Below are 25616 nucleotides of genomic sequence, written 5' to 3'. Positions count from 1 at the left end.
GCGCCGGAGGCTCCGCCCGAGCCCACAGCATTGACGGGCGGGGTCACTCCCATGGGCCGCCGTGCGGCCGCCGCACCCTGCCCGTCGATGACCGTTCCACGCTGCCTCGACGAGCTTGCGGGAGTCTCACGGGTACCGGAGCGGCTCGGTGTACCGCCCACAACCCCGCCACGCTGCGATGCGCGAGCAGAGCCGGAGTCCGTTCCACGACCACCCGCGTTCGGGCCCGTCGTGCCCGGCGGAACCCCCATCGGTCCGGGACGTCCGGGCGCCCGGGGTCCCGTTCGACCGGCGTCCCGATTTGTGGGTGCTGAAGTGCCCGGGCTCACAGGCCCCGGCCGTATCGGAGCCTGACGTCCAGGACCGGTGGGACCCGTCTGCCCGGTCCGCCCAGCGTTGGTCGGCGGCATGTAGGGCCGTTGGGGCCCAGACGTACCGGGGCCCATTCGGCCAGGGGGCTGAGGTGTAACCCGGCCGATCGGCGGAACCATCCGCCCTACAGGCGGCGGGCTACCTGGCGGAACGACAACAGGGCCGGGGCTCGGAGGCCCACCGGACGGCATGCCGGGCTGGCCAGTTGTCGGAGGGAACTGGGGCGGAGCGCCGGGCTCCATCGGCTTCACGACGGGCCCGGGAGGAGCGCTGTCGATATCCGTAGCCACAGACATCTCCGGGCGCATCGGCTCTTCGAGACGGTGGTGGGGAGCAAGGGGGTCGGTCCTGCTGATTCCCTCCTCACCATGAGGCACATAAGCCGCGGCCGCGTGATCCGTCGTTTCTGGAGAGTTTCCGGCAGCATAGGGCGCCGCTGCTGCTACCGGTCCCTGACCGCCTCCCCCGCCAGGACCGCCCGTGTGGTCTGGATCAAAGCCCGGAGACACCGGCGGCACTCCCACATGCGGCATCACCCCGAACGTTGGCTTGCTCTTTTCCGCAGCCTTGATGTTCGTGAGCGCCACCGTGTAATACGAACTCAGCTTGTCCGCCAACTGGATGGCCTCTTGGCGGTTCTTCTCCCGCTCGCGCAGCTCAGGCGTGGATTTGCCGGTGATCTTGGGAGGGACGTAGGGCCCGAAGATCTTGTCCTCCTTCGGGTCCCGGTCCGGCATCGACGACTGGACCATGGACAGACCGAAGCCGGCCGCCTTGAGCTGCGTACCGGCAGCACCCGCGTATTCGCTGAGCTTGAGGGTGTCCCGGTGAAGGCCCGTGGCCCACTTGGAGAAGTGTTCCTTCGCCTCCCCCTTCCACCCGGAATCCGCCCCGTCGAAGTAGGTCTTCAGCTCCTCCGCGGCCTTCCTGATGGCGCGGGCAGCGTCCCAGAGAGCGTCCCCGACGTTCTCCAGTTCCTCCGGGACGGCGTCCTGGACGAGGTCCACGATCTGGTTGAGGCGGTAGGGCTCGAAGTCCGTGCCACCCGAGCCGGCCGGTGGGGCCAAGGGTCCGGCGCCAGGAGCACGGAAGAGCTCAGGCTTCCGCGTGGTCGGCGGGTTGAGAAAAGGGCTGAATTCCGCCGGGAGTGTAGGGTCCTCCGGCATCTCATCAGCGGTGTACCCCTTCCCTGTGAATGGGTCAACCGATTCGTTGTTCCCCTTGCCGCCCATGCATCCTCCTGTTCCCGGGCGTAAGCCTGCCGATCACCGTTCGGCGTCGTCGGCGTCTCCTTCGAACTTCTTGTCCGCAGGCGCCTTGCCGCCCTTGTCCTGCCCTTCTTCGCCCCGGCCCCCCTCGCCGTCCGGATGCTTCAACTTCTCCTCCGCGGCCTGCGCCCTAGCCTGGATCTGCCAGAAGCGACGCTTCTCGTCCTCGTCCAGGGTGTCGAAGCCTTGATCGACGCCCTTGATGGCGATACCCGTCGCGTCGATCTGGTCCCGGAGGGTGGAGGAGAGGAGCGTGAGGGTGTCGTGTACCTCTCCGTATTTGGCGAAGAGGTCGTCCGCTTCCACGTAGCGGATGCTCTCCCCGCTGAGTGACTTCCGGGTGACGCGCCTACTGGAGACTTTGTGCTTCGCGGCGGGTGAGGTGTCCAGCTCCGCGATGACACCATCGATCCGCTTCTTCAGCTTCTTCAGCGCTTCAGCACGTCGTTCCAGTTCCCCTTCCCCGCTCGAGGAGGACGACGCCTTCTTCGGCGGCAGCACCGGCGGCGGCCTCTCCCTGCCGTCCGGACCCAACTCCCCCATGGCTCCCCCCTTCTGCCAGGTCCTCTGCGCGTTCTCCGGCGGTTCCGGCGCTCGGCGGTTCCGCGGAAACAGCGCTCACATCACTGTAGTAGCGAGTCCAGCACGTTCCAACTGCAAACAGGGTGCCAGCAGTTGGTGTAGCAGGACCGTAACGTGTGACACGCAAGCGGCACACTGCTCACATTCTCTCAACCCCCTCCGACAGCGACGGGCCGGGCGGTCGCCCGGTGGCTGCGCCCGCTGTCAGCCGCCCGCCGAGGCGCCCTTGCGGCGCCGGTCGCGGAGGACGACCGAAGTGCCGGCGACCACCGCGACGAGGGTGCCGCCGCCGACAAGGACGTAGGTTCCCAGCCTCTCGTTCCGTTCCTGCTCGGTTTCCCCGAGCTGGAGCTTGGCGGGTGTCGGCTTCTTGCCCGTTGCGACGCCCTCTTCGGCCTCGGGGCGTTCGAGGCGCTTGCTGTCCTCGGTCAGGGCGGCCACCGGGTCGACGACTCCCCAGCCGACGAGGCGGTCGTGGCCCGGGATGGAGCGCTCCGCGGTCTGCTCGATCTGCGCGACGATGTTCTGCTGGGACCACTTGTCGGCGCCCTTGTCGTGCTTCGCGCGCAGCAGTGCGGCGACGCCGGCCACATAGGGCGCGGAGAAGCTGGTGCCGTTGTCGACGCAGTGGCCGCCCTTGGGGACGGTCGAGACCATGTCAACGCCGGGGGCCGCCACGTCCACGAAGTCGCCGGCCTGCGAGAAGGGTGCGCGCTCGTTGTTGCGGTCCGAGGAGGCGACAGCGAGGACGCCGGGGTAGGAGGCCGGGTAGGTGGCCTTGTTCTTGCCGCCCAGTCCATCGTTGCCCGCGGAGGCCACGACGACGATGTCCGCGCGGACGGCGCGCTGGACGGCGCGCTCGAGTGAGGAGTCCGGCTTCAGGGCCTCGGCGGTGTCCTGGGAGATGTTGATGACGTCGGCACCGGCCTTCACGGCGTAGTCGATCGAGTCGGCGAGGGAGAGGGCGGTGCCGCTGCCGTTGGCGTCGTTCTGCTTGATCGGGATGATCGTCGCCTTGGGCGCGAGGCCGACGAAGCCGGTGTCGTCGGCCGGGCGCGCGGCGATGATGCCCGCCACCTTGGTGCCGTGGCCGACCTCGTCCGAGGTCCCGTTGGCCTTGCCGCGTGGGGTGGCGCGTCCGGTCTGCTTGTCCTTCTTCGGCTTCTTGGGCAGCAGGTTCTTCCCCGCGTCGGCATCGACGGCATCCGTGAGCTGCTCGTTCTCGATGTCGACGCCCGTGTCGATGACCGCGACCCGGACACCGGCGCCCTTGTCGGTGTCCCGCCACAGCTCGTTGAGGAGGACCCGCTGCAGCGACCAGGGACGGCCCTTGAACGGCTTCGCGGGGAAGGTGCACTGAGTGCTGACGTCCGCCGCGGCGGGAGGCGCGGCGGTGATCACCAGTGTGGAGGCCGTGACCGCCGTGGCAGCCGCTGTCGCCGCCGCTCGGCGCAGGGCACGCCGGGTGCGCTGCCGCAGCAGGGGCGGGCGGACACCGCGCCGGGCGTCCGGGGCCGGGGGTGTCGTCTCGCTGCTGTGCATCGTCCTCGTCACCCCGCTCAGGAGCCCTGCGGCTGTTGTGCGTCACCTGTGGACAGGCGCGGGCCCATGGGCAGGAAGGCGGCCCATTCGGCGGGCACGGGCGCGGGCTTGACCTTCTCGTACCCGAGCCTGCGCTGCGCGTTCTGGCTCTCTGCCTGCTGCTTCTGCTGCTTGGACTTCCTGCTGTCCTCGCCGATGCCCGAGTCGCCCTGCTCGCTGTCGGTGTTGCTCTGCATCGCATAGCGCAGCCCGGTGTCGGTGACCAGGAAGATCCCGCCGACACCCGGACTGCGGCCCTTGAACTGCCGCAGCAGCTGGCCGGTTCCGGGCGTGACGTAGGCGCTGGAGGTACCGGTGGGGAGCTGCTCGGGGAACTCCTTGCCGAGCCAGGTGGAGAGCGTGGTGGCGCCGCTCTTGCCGTCGACCTTGCGCAGTACGTTGCAGGCCACGTTGCGGCTGCCGGAACGGGTGCTGGCGGAGTTGACGGCGTAGCTCTTCTCCTCGGGCCAGCGGAGTTTGTCGCCGTAGCTGCCGGACGGCGAGAAGGCGCTGGCGCTCACCGTGGTGGCCTCGCCGTTCTGCTTGAGGGGCAGCAGCTGTTCGGAGGCGAGCAGGAGTTGCGCCATGAAGTCACTGATCTTCAGGACCCTGCCGGAGAGCACGAGGTACTGCTGCATGTGGTTGCCGGAGGTCGACCGGATGACGGTGCCCACCTGGTTGGTGTTCGGGTCGAGGCCGGAGACGCCCGCCTCCTCGCCCACCTGGCCGCGGATCTGGGGGAAGGAGATGTTGTCGCCGGGGTGCAGCGTGGCCAGCCACTCCCGGGAGACGCGCTGGGGACGGCGGTCGCCGACGAGGACGCGCAGCAGGGTCTCGTCGCGGGCGACACGGTACTTGTTGCCGGACCGGTCGACGACGTAGAGCCGGTCGTCCGGCCCTTGGACGTAGATGAGTTCGCCGCCGTGCAGCCGGTCGGCGCCCTCGACCGCGTCCTTGTCGCGGTCGGCCAGGACGAAGGCCGCCTTCTGCACGGCCCGCTCTCCCTGGCTGGGCCGCTCGCAGACCGCCCAGCGCTTCTTCTCGCCGGCCTCCTTGCCCTCGGGGAGCCGGTCGGGCGCGTAGGGGATGCCGAGGGTGGCGCCGTGCGGGATGTCGCCCTTGTCGAGGACCTTCTCGTCGACCTTGACGACTTCGCCCTTGCCCGGGTCGAGCAGCAGTTTGGCCGATGCCAGGTTGAGCACCGGATGGAGCTGCGCCTTGCCGTCGGTCTTGAGGACGACGTAGCGGGTGGTCGACTCCGAGCCGATGATGACTTTCTCCTTCGGAGTGTCCCAGCCCTCGGGTGCCTTCGGCTTGAACATCCCCCAGGCGCCGAAACCGGCGAGGATCAGCGCACCGACGACGACTCCCGGGAGGATCCCGCGCAGCGGCCGGGGCGCGCCTTCCTCGCTGCCTGTCGGTGACGGTTGGAGGAACGCCGCCACCAACCGCTTTTTCGCGAAGGTGTAGGCATTGAGCTCGTCGCGCCGTGATGCCATGAGTGAAAGACGCTCCCCTGAAGTCCCTGCTGTCCCCCGCAGCCGCCGGGCCCGGGGCCCGGACGGCGGTGGCCGGTCCGGAACGGTACCGCCCACCGGCCCGGCGGGCGCCCGCGGGCGCTGCCGATTGTCGGGCCGGGCCCCTACTATGCCGGTTGGGGATTGCCTTGTGCCGCTCCGGTATCGTGATCGCCCGCCCAACACCCCGGACGAGGGGGGCGAATTCGGACATGAGGGGGCCTTCTCGGATGGGATCTGCGACGCGGGCGCGGGGCGCGGCAGGCACCGCGAGCCGCTCGGGGCCGGGCGCCCCCCGGCGCCCGGAGGGCACCGCGCCCGCCTCCCGGACGCCCCGGCCCGGACCCCGGGTGCCCGCCTCGACGACCCTGCGCACCGAATCGCGCACCCGTCGGCTCGGACCGTTTCAGTTGCAACAACTTGTGCTGCTGGAGCTGGCCGTTGCGGTGCTGCTGATCGCGGCCGCCGTCGACCGCCTGCTGCTGGTCCCGGCCGTGGTGGTCGCCGCCCTGCTGGTCGCGCTGGCGGTGATGCGCAGGCACCAGCGCTCGGTCCACGACTGGATCGGCACGCTGCTGGCGCTGCGGGCCCGGCGGCGGGCTGCGGCGCAGCCGCTGACGCCCGCGATGGTGCTGGACGAGGAGGGCGAGCGGATCGACGCCAGCTTCCTGCCTCTGGTGGAGTGTGCTCCGGCACTGCGCACATACGCGTACGTCGACAAGAAGCGCCGCACCGTCGGGATGCTGGGCGACGGGACGTTCCTCACCGCGCTGGTGCGGATCGAGGCCGCGCCCAGCGCGCTGCGCCCGGCCTTCGGGGCTCGCGCCCTGCCACTGGAGCTGATGCAGGACGCACTCGAGGTGGACGGGATCACCCTGGAGTCCGTGCAGATCGTGCAGCACGTCCAGCCGGCACCCGCCCCGCATCTGCCGGAGCAGTCGGTCGCCCGTCGCAGCTACGGGCCGCTGCAGGAGCAGACGGGCTCGCCCGCGATGCGGCTGACCTGGGTGGCGCTGAAGTTCGACCCGGAGCTGTGCCCCGACGCGGTCGAGGCGCGCGGCGGTGGGCTGGAGGGCGCTCAGCGCTGCCTGATACGCGCCGCCGACCACCTGGCCAGCCGGGTGACGGGGACCGGTTTCGTCGCCACGGTGCTCAACGAGCAGGATCTGACGGCCGCGGTGGCGACCTCCGCGTGTGTGAGCCCGGCGGCGACGGCCAGGGCGAGCCGGCCGGATGCGGCTCCCACCCGGCGGACCAGCGAGTCGACGCGGGCCTGGCGGTGCGACGACCGGTGGCACACCACCTACGGGATCGGCCGCTGGCCCGAGCTGGGCCGGGCCGCCACTCCGCTCCCCCGGTTGGTCGCGCTGCTGACCTCGACGCCGACACTGACGACGACCTTCAGCCTGACGCTGGGCCGCTCGACGCGCCGTGGCACGGTCACGGTGAGCGGGCACGTGCGGGTGACCGCGCGTTCGGACAACGAACTGGCGGCTGCCCGGCAGCAGCTGGAGCGCGGCGCGCGTTCGGCGCGGGTCGGGCTGGTGCGGCTGGACCGGGAGCAGCTGCCGGGTGCCTTCGCGACGCTGCCGCTGGGAGGTGTGCACTGATGGCCGACCGCTGGTCGCGCGGACTGATGGGTCCGCGCCGCACGGAACACGGGGTGCCCGCCGAGCAGTTGGCCGCACTGTCCCTCCCCATCGGGGACGACGGCGTGGTGGTCGGCAACGACGCGGAAGGGCGCCCCCAGGTGGTCGGCTTCCACCACCCGTCCCCCTACGACGTGGTGCTCGTCGGCGGTCTGTGGACGGCACAGGTGCTGGCGCTGCGGCTTGCCGGGGCGGGCGCCCGGGTCGCAGTGGAGACGGGCCGGGCGCCGGTGTGGACGAACCTGGTGCAGGCAGCGGGCGCGGGCCAGGAGTGCATCTCGCTCTACGACGTGGGGCGGGTGCCGCCCATGGGGCCGACGGTGAGCAGCCCGGTGCTGGTCGTCCGGGACTGCGGGATGCGGCCTCCGCGGGGCCGGGTGGCGTCGATGCCGTGGCAGTCGGTACTGACGCTGCTGCCCTATCTGAGCCCGGTGGCGCCCCGGTTGCTGCGGAGTGCGTCGCTGGTCGGTGTCCAGCGGGTCTCGCCGGACGAGGCGCAGCAGGTCGGACGCATCATGCAACTGCCGCCGCAGGAAGTACAGGCGCTCTCCACACTGGGCGACGGCGTCACCCTGTGGTGCACGCGACGGGAGAGGCAGTACGCGCTGACGCAGCCGACCGACGCGGAGTCGGGGCTGCTGGGATCTCCGCGCCGACTGGACTGACGCAGGGCGCACGACCGCGGTGCCCGAACGACAGTTGCGATGATTAGGCTGGACTTACGCGCGTGGGCGGACGCGCGGCAAAACCGGGGTGAATGACCACAGCAGGAGGCATTGTGAGCAGCGACCGGGACGAGATCCGCGTCCGCGGGACCATGCCCGGCTCCGACCAGCTCGACGCGGAAGCGGATGCCGAGGGCGAAACGGAGTCGACGGGCCAGTTCACCATCGACTACACGCCGCCTGCCTGGTACACGCAGGACGCGGCCGGCAGGCCGGAGCCCCCGCAGGCGGCGCCCGCCGCTCCACCCGCTCCGCCTGCCGGAGCCGCCGGTGCGGCCGGGCCGGACCACGACGGTGCACGGTACGACGGAAACTGGTGGGCGAGTTCGCCGGACGCGGCGGCCCCGGCCCCGCCCGAGGCGCCGCCGCAGGCGGACCGCCAGGACCCGGGTGGTACCCCCGAGGGGGCTGGGGAGGCCACCGGACCGTACGGCGGTTCCGCTGCCGAGCCCGCGGCGGACTTGGCAGCCTTCCCCTCGCTGACGCCGTTGAGCGAGCAGGAACCGGCTGCGGCGACGACCCCGGCCGAGGCAGAACCGGTCGGAGCGGACGCCGAACGCGACCCGGCCGAGCGGCCGGAGCAGCACTTGGCGCCCGCTGCGGCCGACGCGGGCGGCCAGGACAGCGGGGCGGACGTCGCGGTTGCCGAACCGGACCCGGCCCCCGAGGCCCGGGACATGGAGGAAGCAGCTGACGCGCTCGGGCCCGACTCCTTCGGCGCCGAAGCCGACCGGGCCGAGCCGGACGCGGAGGACGCATCGCGCGACACCGCCCCGCCGAGCTGGCGCGCGCCCTCCGCGGCCGCGCCCGCGCCGGACACCGCGCCGGAGCCCGAGCAGCTGACCGAGGCCGAGCCGGAGTCCGCACCCGAACCCGAGGAAGCACAGCAGCCGCCGGTCCCATCGGCGGTACCAGAGGTCCCGGGCGCGATCGAGGACGGCGCCACCATGCGCTTCCCCGCCGCGGCGCTGCGACGCGAGATCGCCGCACACGCCGAGGCGGAGCACGCCGACGACGCCTCCGGCGCCGACGCACCGCAGAGCGACGACGGCACGACGGACCACTCGGCGCGTCTTCGGACCGATGCGGCGCATGCCGAGCACAGCGGAACCGCTCCGGCGCCGGAGACCGCGGGCGACGACCGTGCGGTCGGCCAGGCGGGAGCGGCGGAACCGGAGGACGCGATCCCGGCCTCCTACGACTTCGACCTGGAGGCGCCTTCCAGCGAACGGCTCGTGGACGCTCCGCCCCCGCGGACGACGCCGCAGCCGCAGGGCGACGAGCCGCAGGACGCGATGCCACCGCACCCGCTGCAGCGGGAGAACGGCCCGCCTGTCGAGGGCAGCGGCAGCACGCTGGGGGACGGGCAGGGGCTGCCTCCGCTGCCGCCGGACTTCCAGCCCGCCGCGACTGCACCGGCGGCCGGCACCGGTTGGCCGGGCAGCGGCTCCGGAGCACCAGGGGGAGGTGCGCCGCAGGACGACAACGCCGGTACCGCGCCGGAGGGTTGGCACCCGGGCGGTGTGCCGTCCGTACCGCCGCAGCAGACCGGTGGCGCGCCGAACGCTGATCAGCGGCTCGGCACGCACCAGGGACAGGCGCCGTGGGTCCCGGCCCCGCAGGCACCGCCCGGGGCACCGCAGGCAGCGGCGCAGCCGCATGCTCCGTGGAATCCGCAGCAGCCGCAGCAGCTACCGGGACAGCAGCCGCAGCAGCAGTCGCCGGGGAGTCACTACGGCTACCCGCAGGCAGGGCAGCAGCCCGGCGGCGCCGCGGTGCCGCCGGCGCAGCAGCAGACGGGGCATCCGGTTCCGGGGCAGGTGCAGCCTGGCTCGCCGTACGGACCCGGGCCTGGCCAACCTGTGCCGCCGCAGGGCCATCAGCCGCCCGGTCAGGTTCAGCCGGGCCAGGCACAGCCCGGTCGGCCCCAGCCCGGTCAGGAGCAGTTCCCGGCACAGCCGGAGGCAGCTCGGCCCGGCCCGGCCGGCCACACGCCCGGCCACACCCCCGGGTATCCGCCTGCGGCGGCCGCGCTGGCGCCGGCCCAGCAGCAGGCACCCGCGCCGCAGTCCGCACCGGGCCAGCAGCCGCCCGCGCAGGCACCCCACCCCGGTCAGGCCCAGCCGCCGGGACAGGGGCAGCCGCCCGCGCAGGCTCCGCATCCCGGTCAGGTACAGCCGCCCGCGCAGGGGCAGCCGCCGCTCCAGCCGCATCCCGGCGCCGTCGATCCGCGTCGGGTGGACCAGTCCGGCTCACCGCTGGGCTACACAGCGGCGGTCGAACTGTCCTCGGACCGTCTGATCAACAACAAGAAGAAGCCGCGTCCCCAGTCGGGCAACAAGGGTTCGCGGTTCAAGCTCGGCGGCAAGAAGGAAGAGGCCGAGCGGCAGCGCAAGCTGGATGTGATCCGTACGCCGGTGCTGTCCTGCTACCGGATCGCCGTCATCAGTCTCAAGGGCGGCGTCGGGAAGACGACGACCACCACGGCGCTGGGCTCGACCCTGGCCACCGAGCGCCAGGACAAGGTGATCGCCATCGACGCCAACCCGGACGCGGGCACCCTCGGCCGCCGGGTGCGGCGCGAGACCGGTGCCACCATCCGCGATCTGGTCACCGCGATCCCGTACCTGAACAGCTACATGGACATCCGCAGGTTCACCTCCCAGGCGTCGTCCGGGCTGGAGATCCTGGCCAACGACGTCGACCCGGCCATCTCGACCACGTTCAACGACGACGACTACCGACGCGTCATCGACGTGCTGGGCAGGCAGTACCCGATCATCCTGACCGACTCGGGCACGGGTCTGCTGTACTCGGCCATGCGGGGCGTGCTGGACCTGGCCGATCAGCTCATCATCATCTCCACGCCGTCGGTGGACGGCGCGAGCAGCGCGAGCACGACGCTCGACTGGCTGGCCGCGCACGGCTATTCAGAGCTGGTGCAGCGGAGCATCACCGTCATCTCCGGGGTCCGCGAGGTGGGGAAGATGATCCGGGTCGAGGACATCGTGGCGCACTTCGAGACCCGGTGCCGCGGTGTGGTCACCGTCCCGTTCGACGAGCATCTCTCCGCCGGAGCCGAGCTGGACCTGACCATGATGCGGCCGAGGACGCGCGAGGCGTATTTCAACCTGTCCGCCATGGTGGCCGAGGACTTCGCGCGAGCCCAGCATCAGCAGGGCCTGTGGACGGCGGACGGCAACCCGCCACCGCAGCTCGCTCCCCCGATGCCGGGCCAGGGCGGGGTACCGGGGCAAGGCGCTCAGCCGGGGCACCCGGGCGGTGTGCCCGGCGGCCCACCGCCCGCTCAGCAGCCGCCGTACGGGGCGGGCGGCAGCGGCTACGGCTATCCCGGGCCCGCGCAGCAGGGCCACCCGGGCGGTCCCGGACAGCCGGGGCAACCCCAGCCCGGCAGCGGCTGGCAGCTGTCGCGGCGGGGCGGGGGCGGGCCCCCCCCCCCCCCCCCCCCCCCCCAACCCGCAAACGCGGGCGCGGGGGGGTGGCACGGGGCCCCCCCGCCCCTCGCCTGCTTCCGCCCGTCCGATCCGGACGGGACCGCACCCCGGACCGGGAGGCCCGGGGTACGGCTCAGTTCTCCGCCGCGGCCACCAGCCGCCGGGACTCCTCGACGTCCTGCGCCATCCGAGCCTTCAGCGCCTCGAGCGTCTCGAACTTCTCCTGGCCCCGGATGTACTCCAGGAAGTCCACCGCCGCGTGCAACTCGTACAGGTCCAGGTCCACCCGGTCGATGGCGTACGCCTCCACTGTCCGCTCGACGCCGTCGAACTGGGGATTCGTACCGACCGAGAGCGCGGCGGGCATCGCCTCGCCGTCCACCGTCAGCCAGCCGGCGTACACGCCGTCGGCCGGGATGGCCGTGTGCGGAAGGGTCTCCACGTTCGCCGTGGGGTAGCCGAGTTCGCGGCCCCGCTGCGCACCGCGCACCACCACGCCCTCGACGCGGTGCGGACGGCCCAGCACCTGCGCGGCGCCGCGCACATCGCCCTCGGCCACCAGCCGACGCGCCATCGTGGAGGAGAACGCCTCGCCGCCGTCCGTGCGCTCGACGAGGTCGACGACGAGCACGTCGTAGTCGTAGGTCCCGCCGAGTTCGGCCAGAGAGTCGACGGTGCCGGCCGCCTTGTGTCCGAAGCGGAAGTTCGGGCCCTCCACGACACTGCGCGCGTGCAGCTTGTCCACAAGGACCTTGGCCACGAAGTCGGCGGGGGACAGCTTGGAGAACTCGGAGGTGAAGGGGAGCACGAGGACAGCGTCCACTCCCAGTTCGCCCATGAGTTCCGCCCGCCGGTGGTGCGGTGCGAGCAGCGGGGGATGGCTGCCCGGCCGGACGACCTCGCTGGGGTGCGGGTCGAACGTGACGACGACGGCGGGGACACCCAGTTCCCGAGCTCGCTCCACAGTCCTGCCGATGATGAGCTGGTGCCCCCGGTGCACCCCGTCGTACGAGCCGATGGTGACGACGCTGCGCCCCCAGCCCTCGGGGATGTCCTCCAAGCCACGCCAGCGCTGCACGTCTGCTCCTCGTCGCTACCTAGTTCGCCAGTGCCTGTGCCGTTGGTGATGACGGCGGGTTCCGCCGCCGGTCCAAGGGTGCCATGCCCCACCGGTGCGGCCCGCAGGGACCCACCCCGGGACGTGCCCGGTGGCGTGGCACCCGCCAGCTCAGGACTCCGGGCGCCGGGGCCTGCGCGGCACCCGCCCGCTCTGCATGTCGCGGCCGCCGCACGGGGCAGCTGCCCCGGCGGCGTCGGCGGGCCTCACACGAAGACGGCCAGGCTCTTGGCCCTGCCCTCCCGCTCCTCCACCAGTGCGACGAACTGCCCGCCCGGGCCGAAGACCGCGACGGGGCCCGGTCCGCTGCCGCGGGGCATCCGCAACTGCACGCCGTTGCCGATACGGCGCGCCTGCTCCTCGTCGATGTCCCAGCGGGCGAACGCCGCCGCCGCGGCGTCACCCAGCGGCAGCACGGGCAGTGGCTCCTCGGCGTCCACGAACTGCTGCAACCGCTCCATGGTGTGCGCGCCGTCCAGAGCGTAGGGGCCGACCCGGGTGCGCCGCAGCGCCGTCAGATGGCCGCCCGTGCCCAGTTCCGCGCCCACGTCGCGGGCGAGTGCGCGCACATAGGTGCCGGAGGAGCACACGACCGACACCAGTACGTCCGTGACGGGTGTGCCGTCCTCGGCGGTGTCCGGACGCACATCGTGCACCTGGAACGAGGAGACGGTGACCGGGCGGGCGGCCAGCTCCACCTCCTCGCCCTCGCGGACCCGCGCGTAGGCGCGCTTGCCGTCCACCTTCACGGCACTGACCGTGGAGGGCACCTGCGAGATGGAACCGGTCTGCGCGCCGACGGCCGCGTCCAGCCGCTGCCGGTCGACGTCCTCGGCGCCCCGCGCGGCGGTGATCTCGCCCTCGGCGTCCTCCGTCACGGTCTCCTGCCCGAGCCGGAGGGTCGCGACGTACTCCTTCTCCGTCAGGGCGAGGTGGCCGAGCAGCCGGGTGGCCCGCTCGGTGCCGACGACCAGCACACCGGTGGCCATCGGGTCGAGTGTTCCCGCGTGGCCGACTCGCCGGGTGCGGGCCATACCGCGCAGCTTGGCCACGACGTCGTGCGAGGTGAACCCGGCGGGCTTGTCGACGACGAGCAGCCCGCCGGGGCCGTTGTCTCTCCTGCGTGCCACGGATCAGGCGCTCTCGTCCTCGCCGTCCCGGCCGTCCCCGCCGTCTCCGCCGTCTCCGCCGTCGAGGGCGGACTCGCCCGGCTTGCGGTAGGGGTCGGCCTCACCGGCGTAGGAGGCGCCGGAGGACGCCTTGCGGACCTCCTCGTCGGCGGCCCGCGCGCGGGCCAGCGCCTCGTCGATCGTCTTGGCGTTCTCCGGGAGCGCGTCCGCGACGAACGTCAGACTCGGGGTGTGCTTGATGCCCGCCGCCGAACCGACGGCGGAGCGGAGCACACCCTTGGCGCTCTCCAGTCCGGCCGCGGCCGCCTTGCGGTCCTCCTCGTCGCCGTACACGGTGTAGAAGACCGTCGCCTCCCTCAGATCCCCGGTGACCCGGGTGTCCGTGACGGTCACCTGGGTGCCGAGCCGGGGGTCTTTGATCCCGCGGTGCAGCTTCTCGGCGACCACCTCACGGATGAGGTCCGCCAGCCTCTTCGCCCGCGCATTGTCGGCCACTGGTCCGTCTCCTTGCTCTGCGCCTCGCGCTCACGCGCTGCTGCGTTCTCTCTTCGTCTGCTGCGTCTGCTGACGTTCTGTGTCCCCCGCCGCGGGTCTGCCGCGGCGGCTGTGGTGCTATGCGTCGTCACCGTGGAACTGTCGCCGCACGGAGAGCAGTTCCACCTCGGGGCGCCCGGCGACCAGCCGCTCGCAGCGGTCCAGCAGGTCGCTGAGGTGCCCGGCGTCGCCGGACACCGCCGCCAGTCCGATGTGGGCTCTGCGGTAGAGGTCCTGCTCGCCCGTCTCGGCGACGCTGACCGCGTACTTGCGCTGCAGCTCGGCGACGATGGGGCGGACGACGGAGCGCTTCTCCTTGAGCGACCGCACGTCGCCGAGAAGCAGGTCGAAGGACAGCGTCCCTACGTACATACAGTCCGGGTCAAGCCACCCGTGGGGCCTTTGGGGTGCCACCCAGCGGTGGCTGGGGGGCGTGGAATGCACTGGCACCGTACACGCAACGGCCGGGGCCGATCGACGGAAATACTCCGCCGGTCGGCCCCGGTCCCGTACGTCGCCCGATCACCACTCGCGGTGAACGGCGCTCCGCACGGGTTGCCCTGCGCAGGGATCAGCCGCGCGGCTTCTCCCGCATCTCGTACGTCGCGATGACGTCGTCGATCTTGATGTCGTTGAAGTTCCCGAGGTTGATACCGCCCTCGAAGCCTTCGCGGATCTCGGTGACATCGTCCTTGAAGCGGCGCAGGCCCTCGATGTTGAGGTTCTCCGCCACGACCTTGCCGTCCCGGATGACGCGGGCCTTGGTGTTCCTGCGCACCTCGCCGGAGCGGATGAGGACACCGGCGATGTTGCCCAGCTTGGACGAACGGAAGATCTCGCGGATCTCCGCCGTGCCCAGCTCGACCTCTTCGTACTCGGGCTTGAGCATGCCCTTGAGCGCCGCCTCGATCTCCTCGATGACCTGGTAGATCACCGAGTAGTAGCGGACGTCCACACCCTCGCGCTCGGCCAGCTGCGTCGCACGCCCCTCGGCGCGGACGTTGAAGCCGATCACGATGGCGTCGGAGCCGGTCGCCAGGTCGATGTCGGTCTCGGTGACCGCACCCACCCCGCGGTGCAGGATGCGCAGGTCCACCTCTTCGCCGACGTCGAGCTGGAGCAGCGAGGACTCCAGGGCCTCCACCGAACCGGACGCGTCGCCCTTGATGATGAGGTTGAGCTGCTGCACCTCGCCCGCCTTGAGCACCTTGTCCAGGTCCTCCAGGGAGACGCGGCGGGTCCGCTTGGCGAAGGCCGCGTTGCGCTCGCGCGCCGCGCGCTTCTCGGCGATCTGCCGTGCCGTGCGGTCCTCGTCCACCACCAGGAAGTTGTCGCCGGCGCCCGGGACGTTGGTGAGACCGAGCACCAGGACGGGGGTCGAGGGACCCGCTTCCTTGATGTTCTCGCCCTTGTCGTCGAGCATCGCGCGCACCCGGCCGTAGGCGTCGCCCACGACCATGGTCTCGCCGACCCGCAGCGTGCCGCGCTGGACCAGGACGGTCGCCACGGCGCCGCGGCCGCGGTCGAGGTGGGCCTCGATGGCGAGGCCCTGCGCGTCCTGGTCGGGGTTGGCCCGCAGATCGAGCGAGGCGTCCGCGGTCAGGACCACGGCCTCGAGGAGCTCCTCGATGTTCAGCCCCTGGCGCGCGGAGATGTCGACGAACATCGTGTCGCCGCCGTACTCCTCGGCCACCAGCCCGTACTCGGTCAGCTGGCCGCGGACCTTGGTGGGGTCGGCGCCCTCGACGTCGATCTTGTTGACCGCGACGACGATCGGCACCTCGGCCGCCTTGGCGTGGTTGAGCGCCTCGATCGTCTGCGGCATCACGCCGTCGTTGGCCGCGACCACGAGGATCGCGATGTCGGTCGACTTGGCACCGCGGGCACGCATGGCGGTGAACGCCTCGTGACCGGGGGTGTCGATGAAGGTGATCTTGCGCTCTTCGTCGTTCACCTCGGTCGACGCCTGGTAGGCACCGATGTGCTGGGTGATGCCGCCGGCCTCGCCCTCGATGACGTTGGTCTTCCGGATCGCGTCCAGCAGCCTCGTCTTACCGTGGTCGACGTGACCCATGACGGTCACCACCGGCGGACGCGCCACGAGTGCCGTCTCGCCACCCTCGTCCTCGCCGAACTCGATGTCGAAGGACTCGAGAAGCTCGCGGTCCTCCTCCTCCGGGCTGACGATCTGGACGACGTAGTTCATCTCCTCGCCGAGGAGGTTCAGCGTCTCGTCGGAGACGGACTGGGTCGCGGTGACCATCTCGCCCAGGTTGAACATCACCTGGACCAGCGACGCCGGGTTGGCGTTGATCTTCTCCGCGAAGTCCGTGAGCGAGGCACCGCGCGACAGCCGGACGATCTCGCCCTTGCCGCGCGGCAGCATCACGCCGCCGACCGACGGCGCCTGCATCTGCTCGTACTCCTGGCGCCGCTGCCGCTTCGACTTGCGGCCGCGACGGGCCGGACCGCCGGGGCGGCCGAACGCGCCCTGGGTGCCACCGCGGCCACCGGGACCGCCGGGACGACCGGCGAAACCGGGGCGGCCACCGCCACCGGGACGACCGGCGAAACCGCCGCCGCCACCCGGACGGCCACCGCCACCGCCACCGGGACGACCGGCGAAACCGCCGCCGCCACCCGGACGACCGCCGCCACCCGGACGGCCACCGCCGCCGGGGCCGCCGCGGCCGGGGCCGGGACGCGGGCCCGCAGCGGGACGCTGCGGCATCATGCCCGGGTTCGGACGGTTGCCGCCGGCGCCGCCGGGACGCGGGCCGCCGCCCTGCGGGGCCTGCGGACGGGGCATGTTGCCCGGCGTGGCGCGACCGCCACCGGGAGCCTGCGGACGCGGACCGGACTGGCCGGCTCCGCCCTGGCCCTGGCCCTGGCCGGGCTTGGGGGCACCGGGCTTCGGGGCGCCCGGCTTGGGGGCACCGCCGGAGCGCGGCGACTGGGGACGCGCCATGCCGGTGGAGCCACCGGAGGTGAAGGGGTTGTTGCCCGGGCGCGGGCCGGAGGGGCGCCCGCCCGGCTTGGGTGCCTGACCCGGCTTCGGCGCCTGGCCACCCTGCGGACGGCCCTGGCCGCCCGGCTTGGGTGCCTGGCCCGGCTTGGGTGCCTGGCCCGGCTTCGGGGCCTGGCCCGGCTTGGGAGCTCCCGGCGCGGCGGGCGGCGCCTGGAAGTCCGGCTTCGCGGGCGCGGCGGGCTGTGCGGGCCCCGGCTTGGGCGCACCGGGCTTCGGGGCGCCGGGCTTGGGTGCCTCGGCAGCGCCCGTCTCACCCTGTGCGGGGCTCGGGGCGGGGGTCACCGGGGCCGCGGGCCCCGGCTTGGGGGCGCCGGGCTTCGGCGCGCCCGGCTTGGGTGCGCCCGGCTTGGGCGCAGGGGTCGGGGCGGCGGCCTTCTTCGGCGCCGCAGGCTTCGCCGCGGACTTCTTGGCACCTGAGCCAGAGCCCGCGTCGAACGCGTCTGTCAATTTGCGGACTACCGGCGCCTCGATCGTCGAGGACGCCGAACGGACGAATTCACCGAGTTCCTGGAGCTTGGCCATGACGACCTTGCTTTCGACTCCAAGTTCCTTGGCGAGTTCGTATACCCGGACCTTAGCCACTTCGCTCCTTACGGCCCGGGGGGTCGTCCGCCGGACCTTCGCTACTGATGCATGGGCGTACTCATCGCGTACTCATCGAGTGCTCATCGCAATCTCGACCTACTTCCCACTCGCGAGGTACCTCTCCCGGTACGGAGGTTCCGTACGGGTTCCTACGGTGCTTGCTGTGCGTTCCGCTCCACGTGCTCCCGCAGATCTGCGAGGTCGAACGGACCCGGACCCCGGAAGGCCCGGTTGAATGCCCGGCGCCGAACCGCCTGCTCGAGGCAGGACGGCACAGAGTGCACATACGCACCCCGACCGGGCAGCCTACCGCGAAGATCGGGGATCACGCTGCCCCCGATCAGTACCACCCGCAGCAGACCTTGCTTGTCGGTGCGCTCCCGGCAACCGACACAGGTCCGCTGAGGGCACGCCCGACCACGCGTCCGGCCAGACACTGCTTAAGTCTACCTCCCCGAAGCCCCGGAACCCGTTGGGGGGTAAGGGCGCCGTCACTCGTCCGCGACCCGTTCCGTGCACACCCGACCGCGCGGGGTGATCGGACCGCTCCTGATTCAGCCGTGCTCGGCGGGACGCTCCGGAGCCGGTTCGCCCCCCGCCGCGTCGGCGGTGTCCGGGCGGATGTCGATGCGCCAGCCCGTGAGACGCGCGGCGAGGCGGGCGTTCTGCCCTTCCTTGCCGATCGCCAGCGAGAGCTGGTAGTCGGGCACGGTGACGCGGGCGGACCGCGCCGCGAGATCGAGAATCTCGACCTTGCTCACCCGCGCCGGGGAGAGGGCGTTGGCGACCAGCTCGGCCGGGTCCTCGGACCAGTCCACGATGTCGATCTTCTCACCGTGCAGCTCCGCCATCACGTTGCGCACCCGGCCGCCCATCGGACCGATGCAGGCGCCCTTGGCGTTGAGCCCGGAGCGGGCCGACCGTACGGCGATCTTGGTGCGGTGGCCCGCCTCCCGGGCGATGGCCGAGATCTCCACCGAGCCGTCCGCGATCTCCGGGACCTCCAGCTCGAACAGCTTCTTGACCAGGTTGGGGTGGGTGCGCGACAGCGTCACCGAGGGACCGCGCACGCCCTTGACCACCCGGACCACGTAGGTCCGCAGCCGGGTGCCGTGCCCGTACTCCTCGCCGGGCACCTGCTCCTGCGGCGGCAGGATGGCCTCCAGCTTGCCGATGTCCACCAGCACGCTCTTGGGGTCCTTGCCCTGCTGGACGACGCCCGCCACGACGTCGCCCTCGCGGCCGGCGTACTCGCCGAAGGTGACCTCCTCCTCGGCGTCCCGCAGCCGCTGCAGGATGACCTGCTTGGCCGTCGTCGCGGCGATCCGGCCGAACCCGGTGGGAGTGTCGTCGAACTCCCGCGGCTCCGCGCCCTCTTCGAGCTCCTCGGCGCTCTCCTTGGCCCACACCGTGACGTGGCCCGTCTTGCGGTTCAGCTCGACGCGCGCGTCGCGCCTGCTGCCCTCCGTGCGGTGGTACGCGATGAGGAGGGCCGACTCGATCGCCTCGACCAGCAGGTCCAGCGAGATCTCCTTCTCCCGGACCAGCCCGCGCAGGGCACTCATGTCGATGTCCACGGCTACGCCTCCTCCTCGTTCTCGTTCCCGGCGGCTTCGGCGTCGCCGTCCGCGGACATGCGCCGCTGCTCCGCGGCCTTGGGGTTGAACTCGATCTCGACCCGCGCCTTGGCGATCTCGTCGAAGGCGAGCCTGCGGGCGGTGGGCTTGCGCCCCTTGACCCCGGGCACCTCCAGGTCGAGGCCCTCGTCGTCGACAGCGGTGAGGCGGGCGGTCAGCTCCCCGCCGCCGGCGGCCTCGGTGAGCTGCGCCTTGATCAGCCGCCCGACGGCGCGGCGGTAGTGCCGCAGCTCGCTCAGCGGCCGGTCGGCCCCGGGAGAGGTGACTTCCAGCACGTACGGGGCGCCGCCCATCGCGTCGCTCTCGTCGAGCACTTCGGAGCAGGCGCGGCTCAGTTCCGCGCAGGTGTCCAACTGGACCCCGTCGTCAGCGTCCACCACGACACGCAGGACGCGCCGCTTCCCGGCCGGGGTCACATCGATCTCTTCGAGATCCAACCCCCTCTTGCTGACAAGCGGTTCCAGCAGTCCGCGCAGCCTCTCGCTCTGGGTGGTGCTCATCCGGGTGACTCCTCGGCCGCGTGTGCTGTTGTAGGGGGGCCTTGTGACAAGGGCGTGTCGCCGACCAAGCCTATCGTCTGTGGCGCGCTGCGCCGACCCGGTGGCACAACGCACGGCTGTGCGCAGCCTCACCGCCCGGCCGCCGTGTGCGGCGTCCGGGTACTGCCCCGGCCCGGCAGGGGTGGCCGCGGACAGCCGCGGGAAGGACCCCGGGTACCCTCGCGGGGCGTGACCGGCGCCCCACCGCGGTCACGGGCCCGGGCGAGGCCGCAGTCCGTCTGGCCGTCCGTTCGCCCACACCCAGGGAGTGCACATGTCGCTGATGCCGTCGCCGGCGGCGGCGCGACCGCGCCGCAGAGCGCTGCTGACCGGCGCGCTGGGCGCCTCCGGAGCGGCGTTCGGACTGCCGCTCCTCTCGGCCTGCTCGGGCGGGGAGACGGCGGGAGACACCGACGGCGCGAGTACCGGCGCGGCACGACGGCTGCGCAGCGGCGCGGCACGTGACAGCGAACACCTGCTGGCCCGCTACGACGGGACGGCCAAGGTGCACCCGGCACTGGCCGCACCGCTGCGCCCGCTGCGCGAGGAGATCGTCCGCCATGTGCGGGTGCTGCGCGGCGGGGAGTCCGGCACCCGCTCCCCCTCCCCCGGCCCGCGCGGCTCACGCAGCCCCTCCGGCGCGCCCGGCACCGACCGCTCCGCGCAGCCCGGCGGTCGGAGCGACGCCTCCGAACGCCCGCCCGCCCCGGACACCGCCTCCGTGCCGAAGAGTCCCGCAGCGGCGCTCACAGCACTGGCCAGAGCGGAGCGGAAGCTGGCCGACACCCGCACCAAGGCGCTGGACGGCGCGCCACCCGAGCTGGCCCGGCTGCTCGCCTCGGTGGCCGCCTGCGGCTCGGCACACGGCTACCTCCTCGACCAGCGGAGCAAGGACAGCGGCAGCGGCGACGACGGGAAGAGCACCGCGGACGACGGCGGGAGCGCGGACGACGGCATGGCCGACGAGGCCGGGCCGCGCCGGGAGGAGGCGGCGGAAGGATGACGGAACTGGCCGCTGTGCAGGCGGCGTTGCGCGCCGAACACGCTGCCGTCTACGGCTACGGGGTCGTCGGCGGCCGGATCGACGAGGACCGCGAGGGCGAGGCCCGGGAGTGCTATGAGGCGCACCGGGCGCGCCGGGACGCGCTGCGCCGCACCGTCCGCGCGCTGGGCGGCGAGCCGGAACCGGCCGCCGCCGCCTACGCGCTGCCCTTCGCCGTGCCCGACAGCGCGGCGGCCGTGCGGCTCGCCGCCCAGGTGGAGGACCGGGTCGCCGGGGTGTACGCGGACCTGGTGCGGGCAAGCGAGGGGGCACGGCGGCGCACGGCTGCCGACGCACTGCGCGAGGCCGCGGTCCGCTCGGTCCGCTGGAAGGGCGGCGGGGTTGCCTTCCCGGGCCTGACCGAACTGGGCGCCGGGGACTCACCGGCCTCCCCCTCGGCGCCGGACCGCTCCGCCGTGCCCGGCGCCCTGTGATCCCGCCGTGCGCGCAGCCCGTGCGCGCTCCCCGAGAACGCTCCCGAGAGTCCTGACGAAAGGCCCGTCCGGAATGGCTTCCGTGCTGCCCCTCGAACCCCCGCAGCGGCTGTCGCGCGCCCTGGCCGCCCAGCAGGGCGCGCCGGCGGCCGCCGCGGCGCAGAACTGGCTGCGGGAGCTGCCCGCACTGCTGGAGCGGTGGCTCCGGGAGTGGGAGCTGGAGGCCGAGCGGGTGGTGACTCCGGGCGGGCGCAGCAGCGTGGTGGTGCTGGTGCGGCAGGCCGACGGCACCCCCGCGGCCCTCAAGCTGCCCGCACCCGACGGTGCGCCCGCGCAGGTGCGGACCGCGCGCGAGTACGCGGCGCTGACCGCGTGGCACGGACTCGGTGCCGTACGGGTGCTGCGGGCCGCGCCGGAGGAGGGCGTGCTGCTGCTGGAGCGGCTGCGCTGCGAGGTGTCGCTGCGGTCGCTGGCGGAGGCCAAGGCGACGCTGGAGGCGGTCTCGGTGGTGCGACGGCTGTGGGTGCCGCCGGCCGCGGGACACGGGTTGGAGACGGTCGCCGAGCACACCGCGCTGGAGGCGGCGCAGATGCGCTCCTGGGTGCCCCCGGACGCCGAACCGCTGGTGACCGCCGCGTTGGAGGCGCGCGCGGCGATGCTGGCCGAACCCGCCGAGGGCGAGCAGGTGCTGCTGCACGGGGACTTCCGCCAAGGCGCCGTGCTGGCCTCCTCCGGCTCCGGCGAGCGGGCGCACTGGCTCACGGTGGGACCCGATCCCCTGGTCGGCGAGCCCGCCTACGACCTGGCGCGGCTGGTGCGGGACCGGCTGCACGACCTGATGGCCTCCAGCGGGGCCCCGGCCGCCACCCGGCGCCGTGTCAACAAGCTCGCCGACGCGCTGGACGTCCCGCGCGAACGGGTACGCCACTGGACGCTCTACCGCGCGGTCGAGTCCGCGTGCCGGCAGTACGCGGGCGGCGGCGCCGCCGACGCGGAGATGCTGCTGGAGTTCGCGGCCTGGCTGTGACGTCCGGCCCGGTGCGGGATCCGCACCGGGCCGGACCGGGTCAGTGGCCGAGGAGCGCGGTCAGCCCCGGGTGAGCCGCGCGAGGGCCTCCTCGACGGGGAGTTCCTCGCGCTCGCCGGTGCGCCGGTCCTTGAGCTCGACGCGGCCGTCCTTGATGCCCCGCCCGGCGATCAGGATGGTCGGCACCCCGATCAGCTCCGCGTCGGTGAACTTCACCCCCGGGGAGACGCTCGTGCGGTCGTCCACCAGCACCCGCACGCCCGCGGCGCCGAGCCGGTCGGCGATCTCCAGCGCGGCCTCGGTCTGCTGGGCCTTGCCCGCCGCGACCACGTGCACATCGGCGGGCGCCACCTCGCGCGGCCAGCACAGGCCGTGCTCGTCGGCGTGCTGCTCGGCCAGCGCGGCCACGGCGCGCGAGACGCCGATGCCGTAGGAGCCCATCGTCACGCGGACCGGCTTGCCGTCCTGGCCGAGCACGTCGAGTTCGAACGCGTCGGCGTACTTGCGGCCGAGCTGGAAGATGTGGCCGATCTCGATGGCGCGGTCCAGTTCGATGCCGGCGCCGCAGTTCGGGCAGGGATCGCCCGGCTCGACGACGACGACGTCGAGGTACCGGTCGACCTCGAAGTCCCGTCCGCAGACCACGTTGCGGGCGTGCTTGCCCTCCTCGTTGGCACCCGTGACCCAGGAGGTGCCGGGCGCCACCCGCGGGTCGGCGAGATAGCGGAACGCCTTGCCGGCCATTCCGCCCTGCGGTCCCACGTAGCCGCGGACCAGGTCCTCGCGGTCCTCGAAGTCCTCCGCGGTGACCAGCTCGACCGTGGCGGGGGCCAGCTGCTCGCCGAGCTTGCCCAGGTCCACCTCGCGGTCGCCGGGGACGCCGACCGCGGTGATCTCGCCGTCCACCTTGACCAGCAGGTTCTTCAGCGTCGCCGAGGCGGGCACGCCCAGGTGCTCGGCGAGCGTCTCGATGGTGGGCGTGTCGGGGGTGTCGAGCTTCTCGACCGGATCGTGGCCCTCGGTCGAGGAGGGCTGGAGCGTGACCGAGACGGCCTCGGTGTTGGCCGCGTAGCCGCACTGCGGGCACTGCACGAAGGTGTCCTCGCCGGCCGCGGCGGGCGCCAGGAACTCCTCGGAGGCGGAGCCGCCCATGGCGCCGGAGACCGCCGAGACGATGCGGTAGTCCAGGCCCAGGCGCTCGAAGATGCGCCGGTAGGCGACGCGGTGCGCGGCGTAGGACTCCGCCAGGCCCTCGTCGGAGACGTCGAAGGAGTAGGAGTCCTTCATGGTGAACTCGCGCCCGCGCAGGATGCCGGAGCGGGGGCGGGCCTCGTCACGGTACTTCGTCTGGATCTGGTAGACGGTGACCGGCAGGTCCTTGTACGAGGTGCACTGGTCCTTGACGACCTGGGTGAAGATCTCCTCGTGCGTCGGGCCGAGCAGGTAGTCGCCGCCTTTCCGGTCCTTGAGACGGAAGAGCAGGTCGCCGTACTCCTCGTAGCGGCCGGAGACCTCGTAGGGCTCCTTGGGCAGCAGCGCCGGGAGCAGCACCTCCTGACCGCCGATGGCGTCCATCTCCTCGCGGACGACGCGGGTGACGTTCTCCAGCACCTGCTTGCCCAGCGGGAGCCACGTCCAGATCCCGGCTGCGGTGCGGCGCACGAATCCGGCACGGACCAGCAGCTTGTGGCTGAGTGTCTCCGCGTCGGCCGGGTCGTCACGCAGCGTCTTCAGCATCGACCTGGACAAACGCTGGACACGGGCTGCCATGGGGACTCCTGCTCGGGGCTGTACTCGCGATGAGTGACGGAACACGTCGGTGCGGAGCCTATCGGCCCGGACCGGCAGCACGGAAACGAGATGCCGCGGCGGCGGCCGCGCCGGCCGCCGCGCTCAGTCCCGTGCCAGCGGCAGCCACGCGCCCATGACCGCGTACGGCTGCGGGGCGCTGGGGAACTGCACCCGGCGGGCCAGGTCGCGGTATCCCAGGCTGCGGTAGAGGGCGCGGGCCGGACTGTCGAGGTCGAGGGCCGACAGCAGGGAACGCGGTTCGGTTGCGGCGTCGGTGAGCCGGGTGATCAGCTCGCGTCCGATGCCGCGGTGCTGGAAGGCGGGGTGCACATGCAGTTCCGTGATCACGAAGGTGTCGTCCAGCCAGTCCTGGCAGCCGTGCTGGGCCAGATAGGGCTCCACCACCGTCGACCACCACTGGGAGCGGTCGTTCGGCATCCCGTAGACGAAGCCGACCAGCCGGCCTTCCTCGGTGGCGGCGCCCAGCGCCCGCGCCCCCGGTGAGGTCATGTGCCGCAGCACGATGTGCCTGCGGACGCCGATCTCGTCGTCGGTCAGTCCGAAGGCGACGGCCTGGACGGCCAGCGCCTCGTCGACGCGGACGGCGAGGTCGAGCGGGCCGGTGACCACGCTCCGGGGGTCCGGGAGCGATCCCCCGGCTGTGTGCGGCATGGCCGGGAGGCTACTTCCTCGGCCGGGCCCGCGCGAAGAGGCCGCGCAGCGCGGCCGCTCCGGGGCGCGGGCTCAGAACAGGACGCTCATGAACGCGCCGACCTCGCGGAAGCCGACTCGGCGGTAGGCAGCACGGGCGGGCGCGTTGAAGTCGTTGACGTACAGACTCACGAGCGGGGAGACGTCGCGCAGCGCATGGTCGACGACTGCGGCCATGCCGGTCTCCGAGAGGCCCTCGCCCCGCCGGTCCGGTGCCACCCAGACGCCCTGGATCTGGCAGGCGTAGGGGGTGACGGCGCCGATCTCCGCCTTGAAGACGACCCGGCCGTCCTCGATGCGGGCGAAGGAGCGTCCGGTGCCGACCAGCTCGGCGACCCGTGCCTGGTAGACGAGTCCGCCGTCGCCCGCGAGCGGGGAGACGCCGACCTCCTCGGTGAACATGGCCACGCAGGCGGGCAGCACGAGGTCCATCTCGTCCTTGGCGACGCGGCGCACCAGCGGATCGGGCGGGACGTCGGACGGCACCCGGTCGGTGACCAGCAGCGGCTGGTTGGCCCGCACCTCGCGGGCGGGGCCCCAGTGCGGCTCCAGCCACGACCACAGCGCGGCGGTCGGGCCGGCGGGGCCGACGATGGAGGAGCAGCGACGCCCCTGGCGGCGCGCCCGCTCGGCGAACGCGCGGACGGCCTCGGGGCCGGCGCACAGCGGGACCAGGTTGGCGCCGTTGTAGCAGAGGGCCTCCAGGCTGCCGTCCCGGTACCAGCCCCACATCTCGCCGCCCAGCCGCCATGGGTCGAGCCCGGCGGCCTGCACACGGGCCGTGACGAACGCGTTGTTGACCGGCTCCCGGCGCAGGACGGCGAGCGCTTCCTGCAGTTCGGCCGGTTCGACGACCTTGGTGGAGGTGGTGGTCAACAACGGTCTCGGTGCC

General features: G+C 72.6%; 21 protein-coding genes and 2 pseudogenes. 7 read left to right on the top strand and 16 right to left on the bottom strand.

The window, feature by feature from the left end:
* Positions 1-1637 precede the first annotated feature (1637 nt).
* The 3 genes from ACFYNS_RS19525 to eccB all read right to left on the bottom strand — a co-directional run bounded on the left by ACFYNS_RS19525 (position 1638) and on the right by eccB (position 5302).
* Positions 1638-2183 carry a hypothetical protein gene (locus ACFYNS_RS19525; protein ID WP_360296250.1) on the bottom strand — a complete coding sequence of 182 codons (546 nt, stop codon included), beginning with the start codon at positions 2181-2183 and terminating at the stop codon, positions 1638-1640.
* A 243-nt stretch (positions 2184-2426) separates the two neighbouring features.
* A complete protein-coding gene (gene mycP / locus ACFYNS_RS19520; protein WP_360296252.1) occupies positions 2427-3764 on the bottom strand; it encodes a type VII secretion-associated serine protease mycosin in 1338 nt (445 codons plus the stop codon).
* A 17-nt stretch (positions 3765-3781) separates the two neighbouring features.
* Positions 3782-5302 carry a type VII secretion protein EccB gene (gene eccB, locus ACFYNS_RS19515; protein ID WP_360296255.1) on the bottom strand — a complete coding sequence of 507 codons (1521 nt, stop codon included), beginning with the start codon at positions 5300-5302 and terminating at the stop codon, positions 3782-3784.
* Positions 5303-5550: 248 nt separating this feature from the next.
* Between eccB and eccE the strand changes: the two genes are divergently transcribed.
* The 3 genes and pseudogenes from eccE to ACFYNS_RS19500 form a co-directional block, all read left to right on the top strand.
* Positions 5551-6930, top strand: a complete 1380-nt coding sequence (gene eccE / locus ACFYNS_RS19510; protein WP_360296258.1) for a type VII secretion protein EccE — start codon at positions 5551-5553, stop codon at positions 6928-6930.
* Positions 6930-7634 (top strand): hypothetical protein, encoded by a 705-nt coding sequence (locus tag ACFYNS_RS19505; RefSeq protein WP_360296261.1) that lies wholly within the window; start codon positions 6930-6932, stop codon positions 7632-7634. Before eccE ends, ACFYNS_RS19505 begins: the two co-directional genes overlap by 1 nt.
* Before the next feature lie 92 nt (positions 7635-7726).
* A pseudogene (locus ACFYNS_RS19500) lies at positions 7727-7888 on the top strand (SCO5717 family growth-regulating ATPase); the annotation flags it as partial.
* Positions 7889-9385: 1497 nt separating this feature from the next.
* On the opposite strand, the gene ACFYNS_RS19495 reads toward ACFYNS_RS19500, so the two are convergent.
* Entirely contained in the window at positions 9386-9907 is a 522-nt protein-coding gene (locus ACFYNS_RS19495; RefSeq protein WP_388604087.1) for a hypothetical protein, read from the bottom strand.
* Between the two features lie 24 nt (positions 9908-9931).
* Between ACFYNS_RS19495 and ACFYNS_RS19490 the strand changes: the two are divergent.
* A pseudogene (locus ACFYNS_RS19490) lies at positions 9932-10330 on the top strand (AAA family ATPase); the annotation flags it as partial.
* Positions 10331-10624: 294 nt separating this feature from the next.
* Here ACFYNS_RS19490 and ACFYNS_RS19485 read toward each other — a convergent pair.
* The 9 genes from ACFYNS_RS19485 to rimP form a co-directional block, all read right to left on the bottom strand.
* Positions 10625-10867 (bottom strand): hypothetical protein, encoded by a 243-nt coding sequence (locus ACFYNS_RS19485; RefSeq protein ID WP_388604085.1) that lies wholly within the window; start codon positions 10865-10867, stop codon positions 10625-10627.
* A 415-nt stretch (positions 10868-11282) separates the two neighbouring features.
* Positions 11283-12227 carry a bifunctional riboflavin kinase/FAD synthetase gene (locus tag ACFYNS_RS19480; protein ID WP_388604083.1) on the bottom strand — a complete coding sequence of 315 codons (945 nt, stop codon included), beginning with the start codon at positions 12225-12227 and terminating at the stop codon, positions 11283-11285.
* A gap of 245 nt (positions 12228-12472) precedes the next feature.
* Positions 12473-13396: a tRNA pseudouridine(55) synthase TruB gene (gene truB / locus ACFYNS_RS19475; RefSeq protein ID WP_360303208.1), complete on the bottom strand. Its 924-nt coding sequence runs from the start codon at positions 13394-13396 to the stop codon at positions 12473-12475.
* 3 nt (positions 13397-13399) lie between these two features.
* Positions 13400-13891, bottom strand: coding sequence for a 30S ribosome-binding factor RbfA (rbfA, locus tag ACFYNS_RS19470; protein ID WP_388604080.1), 492 nt, complete (start codon positions 13889-13891; stop codon positions 13400-13402).
* Positions 13892-14008: 117 nt separating this feature from the next.
* Positions 14009-14302: a DUF503 domain-containing protein gene (locus tag ACFYNS_RS19465; protein ID WP_075002555.1), complete on the bottom strand. Its 294-nt coding sequence runs from the start codon at positions 14300-14302 to the stop codon at positions 14009-14011.
* Positions 14303-14501: 199 nt separating this feature from the next.
* Positions 14502-17540, bottom strand: coding sequence for a translation initiation factor IF-2 (gene infB, locus ACFYNS_RS19460; protein WP_388604077.1), 3039 nt, complete (start codon positions 17538-17540; stop codon positions 14502-14504).
* A gap of 152 nt (positions 17541-17692) precedes the next feature.
* The gene (locus ACFYNS_RS19455; protein WP_360300674.1) at positions 17693-17980 is read right to left on the bottom strand and encodes a YlxR family protein; all 288 of its coding nucleotides are present in this window, start codon (positions 17978-17980) and stop codon (positions 17693-17695) included.
* 117 nt (positions 17981-18097) lie between these two features.
* Positions 18098-19120 carry a transcription termination factor NusA gene (gene nusA, locus ACFYNS_RS19450; protein WP_360300671.1) on the bottom strand — a complete coding sequence of 341 codons (1023 nt, stop codon included), beginning with the start codon at positions 19118-19120 and terminating at the stop codon, positions 18098-18100.
* Between the two features lie 2 nt (positions 19121-19122).
* Entirely contained in the window at positions 19123-19680 is a 558-nt protein-coding gene (rimP, locus tag ACFYNS_RS19445) for a ribosome maturation factor RimP (protein WP_388604073.1), read from the bottom strand.
* Between the two features lie 313 nt (positions 19681-19993).
* On the opposite strand from rimP, the gene ACFYNS_RS19440 reads away from it, so the two are divergent.
* The 3 genes from ACFYNS_RS19440 (at position 19994) to ACFYNS_RS19430 (ending at position 22222) form a co-directional block, all read left to right on the top strand.
* Positions 19994-20722, top strand: coding sequence for a hypothetical protein (locus tag ACFYNS_RS19440; protein ID WP_388604071.1), 729 nt, complete (start codon positions 19994-19996; stop codon positions 20720-20722).
* On the top strand, positions 20719-21195 hold the full coding sequence (locus ACFYNS_RS19435; RefSeq protein ID WP_360300662.1) for a ferritin-like domain-containing protein: 477 nt from the start codon (positions 20719-20721) through the stop codon (positions 21193-21195). The genes ACFYNS_RS19440 and ACFYNS_RS19435 overlap by 4 nt, the downstream gene beginning before the upstream one ends.
* Positions 21196-21268: 73 nt before the next feature.
* On the top strand, positions 21269-22222 hold the full coding sequence (locus tag ACFYNS_RS19430) for an aminoglycoside phosphotransferase family protein (protein WP_360300660.1): 954 nt from the start codon (positions 21269-21271) through the stop codon (positions 22220-22222).
* 60 nt (positions 22223-22282) lie between these two features.
* On the opposite strand, the gene ACFYNS_RS19425 is transcribed toward ACFYNS_RS19430, so the two are convergent.
* The 3 genes from ACFYNS_RS19425 to ACFYNS_RS19415 all read right to left on the bottom strand — a co-directional run bounded on the left by ACFYNS_RS19425 (position 22283) and on the right by ACFYNS_RS19415 (position 25603).
* Entirely contained in the window at positions 22283-23992 is a 1710-nt protein-coding gene (locus ACFYNS_RS19425) for a proline--tRNA ligase (protein ID WP_360300657.1), read from the bottom strand.
* A gap of 123 nt (positions 23993-24115) precedes the next feature.
* Positions 24116-24685 (bottom strand): GNAT family N-acetyltransferase, encoded by a 570-nt coding sequence (locus ACFYNS_RS19420; protein ID WP_360300654.1) that lies wholly within the window; start codon positions 24683-24685, stop codon positions 24116-24118.
* A 72-nt stretch (positions 24686-24757) separates the two neighbouring features.
* A complete protein-coding gene (locus ACFYNS_RS19415; RefSeq protein ID WP_360300651.1) occupies positions 24758-25603 on the bottom strand; it encodes a GNAT family N-acetyltransferase in 846 nt (281 codons plus the stop codon).
* Positions 25604-25616: the final 13 nt, after the last annotated feature.

Source organism: Streptomyces sp. NPDC006925, assembly GCF_042869575.1.
GTDB lineage: Bacteria > Actinomycetota > Actinomycetes > Streptomycetales > Streptomycetaceae > Streptomyces.
The sequence above is the reverse complement of the archived record's forward strand: the minus strand, read 5'-3'. Positions and strand labels throughout refer to the sequence as shown.

What these genes read in the sequence shown, in the direction of transcription:
- ACFYNS_RS19430 (WP_360300660.1), top strand. Translation starts at nt 21,269, where the DNA reads ATGGCTTCCGTGCTGCCCCTCGAACCCCCGCAGCGGCTGTCGCGCGCC.
- ACFYNS_RS19435 (WP_360300662.1), top strand. Translation starts at nt 20,719, where the DNA reads ATGACGGAACTGGCCGCTGTGCAGGCGGCGTTGCGCGCCGAACACGCT.
- eccE (WP_360296258.1), top strand. Translation starts at nt 5,551, where the DNA reads ATGGGATCTGCGACGCGGGCGCGGGGCGCGGCAGGCACCGCGAGCCGC.
- mycP (WP_360296252.1), bottom strand. Translation starts at nt 3,764, where the DNA reads ATGCACAGCAGCGAGACGACACCCCCGGCCCCGGACGCCCGGCGCGGT.
- ACFYNS_RS19425 (WP_360300657.1), bottom strand. Translation starts at nt 23,992, where the DNA reads ATGGCAGCCCGTGTCCAGCGTTTGTCCAGGTCGATGCTGAAGACGCTG.
- ACFYNS_RS19505 (WP_360296261.1), top strand. Translation starts at nt 6,930, where the DNA reads ATGGCCGACCGCTGGTCGCGCGGACTGATGGGTCCGCGCCGCACGGAA.
- ACFYNS_RS19440 (WP_388604071.1), top strand. Translation starts at nt 19,994, where the DNA reads ATGTCGCTGATGCCGTCGCCGGCGGCGGCGCGACCGCGCCGCAGAGCG.
- ACFYNS_RS19465 (WP_075002555.1), bottom strand. Translation starts at nt 14,302, where the DNA reads ATGTACGTAGGGACGCTGTCCTTCGACCTGCTTCTCGGCGACGTGCGG.
- ACFYNS_RS19485 (WP_388604085.1), bottom strand. Translation starts at nt 10,867, where the DNA reads ATGCTGGGCTCGCGCGAAGTCCTCGGCCACCATGGCGGACAGGTTGAA.
- eccB (WP_360296255.1), bottom strand. Translation starts at nt 5,302, where the DNA reads ATGGCATCACGGCGCGACGAGCTCAATGCCTACACCTTCGCGAAAAAG.
- rimP (WP_388604073.1), bottom strand. Translation starts at nt 19,680, where the DNA reads ATGAGCACCACCCAGAGCGAGAGGCTGCGCGGACTGCTGGAACCGCTT.
- ACFYNS_RS19495 (WP_388604087.1), bottom strand. Translation starts at nt 9,907, where the DNA reads ATGCGGCTGGAGCGGCGGCTGCCCCTGCGCGGGCGGCTGTACCTGACC.
- ACFYNS_RS19525 (WP_360296250.1), bottom strand. Translation starts at nt 2,183, where the DNA reads ATGGGGGAGTTGGGTCCGGACGGCAGGGAGAGGCCGCCGCCGGTGCTG.
- ACFYNS_RS19420 (WP_360300654.1), bottom strand. Translation starts at nt 24,685, where the DNA reads ATGCCGCACACAGCCGGGGGATCGCTCCCGGACCCCCGGAGCGTGGTC.